A 2,500-nucleotide genomic window follows, 5' to 3' on the forward strand; every position below is an offset into this window, starting at 1 on the left:
TCGGGACCTAAGCCGAGGCCGAAAGGCGTAGGCGATGGACAACAGGTTGATATTCCTGTACCACCTCTTTATCGTTTGAGTGATGGGGGGACGCAGGAGGATAGGGTAAGCGCACTGCTGGATATGTGCGTGTAAGCAGTTAGGCTGGTGAATAGGAAAATCCGTTCACCTTAAGGCTGAGCTGTGATGCCGAGGGAAATATAGTACCGAAGTTCCTGATTCCACACTGCCAAGAAAAGCCTCTAGCGAGATAAAAGGTGCCCGTACCGCAAACCGACACAGGTAGGCGAGGAGAGAATCCTAAGGTGAGCGAGAGAACTCTCGTTAAGGAACTCGGCAAAATGACCCCGTAACTTCGGGAGAAGGGGTGCTTTTTGAGGTGAATAGCCTCGAAGAGCCGCAGTGAATAGGCCCAGGCGACTGTTTAGCAAAAACACAGGTCTCTGCGAAGCCGCAAGGCGAAGTATAGGGGCTGACGCCTGCCCGGTGCTGGAAGGTTAAGAGGAGGGGTTAGCGCAAGCGAAGCTCTGAATCGAAGCCCCAGTAAACGGCGGCCGTAACTATAACGGTCCTAAGGTAGCGAAATTCCTTGTCGGGTAAGTTCCGACCCGCACGAAAGGCGTAACGATCTGGGCACTGTCTCAACGAGAGACTCGGTGAAATTATAGTACCTGTGAAGATGCAGGTTACCCGCGACAGGACGGAAAGACCCCGTGGAGCTTTACTGTAGCCTGATATTGAATTTTGGTACAGCTTGTACAGGATAGGTAGGAGCCTGAGAAACCGGAGCGCCAGCTTCGGTGGAGGCGTCGGTGGGATACTACCCTGGCTGTATTGAAATTCTAACCCACACCCCTGATCGGGGTGGGAGACAGTGTCAGGTGGGCAGTTTGACTGGGGCGGTCGCCTCCTAAAGAGTAACGGAGGCGCCCAAAGGTTCCCTCAGAATGGTTGGAAATCATTCGCAGAGTGTAAAGGCACAAGGGAGCTTGACTGCGAGACCTACAAGTCGAGCAGGGACGAAAGTCGGGCTTAGTGATCCGGTGGTTCCGCATGGAAGGGCCATCGCTCAACGGATAAAAGCTACCCCGGGGATAACAGGCTTATCTCCCCCAAGAGTCCACATCGACGGGGAGGTTTGGCACCTCGATGTCGGCTCATCGCATCCTGGGGCTGTAGTCGGTCCCAAGGGTTGGGCTGTTCGCCCATTAAAGCGGTACGCGAGCTGGGTTCAGAACGTCGTGAGACAGTTCGGTCCCTATCCGTCGTGGGCGCAGGAAATTTGAGAGGAGCTGTCCTTAGTACGAGAGGACCGGGATGGACGCACCGCTGGTGTACCAGTTGTCTTGCCAAAGGCATCGCTGGGTAGCTATGTGCGGACGGGATAAGTGCTGAAAGCATCTAAGCATGAAGCCCCCCTCAAGATGAGATTTCCCATAGCGTCAAGCTAGTAAGAACCCTGAAAGATGATCAGGTTGATAGGTCAGAGGTGGAAGCGCGGTAACGTGTGGAGCTGACTGATACTAATCGTTCGAGGACTTAACCAATTTAAGGTGAACTCGTTTTTACACACTTCTTCTGAAATTATCTAGTTTTGAGGGAATGAAACCTCAAAATAAATAGTCTGGCAGCAATGGCGAGAAGGTCACACCCGTTCCCATACCGAACACGGAAGTTAAGCTTCTCAGCGCCGATGGTAGTTGGGACTTTGTCCCTGTGAGAGTAGGACGTTGCCAGGCGAAAGACCTTTAGTCTTTTAATTCTCTACTATAGAGAAAAAAAGCGGTAAACTTTTTCTTGCATTAATACACCAACGGTGTTATTATTGAAAAGTTGCTTCGTGAAGTATACAACTAATAAAGAATTTATGTTGACACGAATGAAGCTGAGTGGTAAGATGGTTTTTGTCGCTGTAAAAATTGTTCTTTGAAAACTAAACAAACAAGAACGTCAACAAAAATATTAGTTTCTACTATAGAAACTAGCCAACGTAACAAATGAGCTAATCAACTTTCTTGGAGAGTTTGATCCTGGCTCAGGACGAACGCTGGCGGCGTGCCTAATACATGCAAGTCGAGCGAATCATGAGGTGCTTGCACCTCTTGGTTAGCGGCGGACGGGTGAGTAACACGTGGGCAACCTGCCTGTAAGACTGGGATAACTTCGGGAAACCGGAGCTAATACCGGATAATCCTTTTCCTCACATGAGGAAAAGCTGAAAGTCGGTTTCGGCTGACACTTACAGATGGGCCCGCGGCGCATTAGCTAGTTGGTGAGGTAACGGCTCACCAAGGCGACGATGCGTAGCCGACCTGAGAGGGTGATCGGCCACACTGGGACTGAGACACGGCCCAGACTCCTACGGGAGGCAGCAGTAGGGAATCTTCCGCAATGGACGAAAGTCTGACGGAGCAACGCCGCGTGAGCGATGAAGGCCTTCGGGTCGTAAAGCTCTGTTGTTAGGGAAGAACAAGTACCGGAGTAACTGCCGGTACCTTGA

Annotated in this window: 3 rRNA genes (2 of these 3 only partly in view); all 3 read left to right on the forward strand. The window is 51.2% G+C overall.

Features of this window, described 5'->3' with window-relative positions:
• Positions 1-1,547, forward strand: a 23S ribosomal RNA gene (locus QNH29_RS01820) (it extends 1,389 nt beyond the left edge of the window).
• Between the two features lie 76 nt (positions 1,548-1,623).
• Positions 1,624-1,739 (forward strand): 5S ribosomal RNA (rrf, locus tag QNH29_RS01825).
• A 273-nt stretch (positions 1,740-2,012) separates the two neighbouring features.
• Positions 2,013-2,500: ribosomal RNA gene (locus QNH29_RS01830) — 16S ribosomal RNA — on the forward strand (it continues 1,062 nt past the right edge of the window).

This window comes from Neobacillus sp. DY30 (assembly GCF_030123065.1).
Taxonomy (GTDB): Bacteria; Bacillota; Bacilli; order Bacillales; family Cytobacillaceae; genus Neobacillus.